This is a genomic window from Hydrogeniiclostridium mannosilyticum, assembly GCF_003268275.1.
In the GTDB taxonomy this organism is placed as follows: Bacteria; Bacillota; Clostridia; order Oscillospirales; family Acutalibacteraceae; genus Hydrogeniiclostridium; species Hydrogeniiclostridium mannosilyticum.
The window spans coordinates 1-246 of record NZ_QLYR01000064.1; the positions used below are offsets into that span (position 1 = coordinate 1).

The window sequence follows — 246 nt, forward strand, 5'->3', positions numbered from 1 at the left end:
AAACATACCCTGAAAACTGAATAAAGGGACCCGCAGATAAACGAACCAAACCTACAATCTCAAAGGCTTTCCACAGTTACCTATGGTCAAGCCCTCGGCCTATTAGTACTGCCAAGCTCAATGTGTTGCCACACTTACACACGCAGCCTATCAACCTTGTAGTCTTCAAGGGGCCTTACTAGCTTTCGCTATGGGATATCTTATCTTGGAGCCGGCTTCACGCTTAGATGCTTTCAGCGTTTATCC

Annotated in this window: 1 rRNA gene; it reads right to left on the reverse strand. The window is 46.3% G+C overall.

Features of this window, described 5'->3' with window-relative positions:
• Positions 1 to 82: 82 nt before the first annotated feature.
• Positions 83 to 246, reverse strand: a 23S ribosomal RNA gene (locus DPQ25_RS14495); the annotation flags it as partial.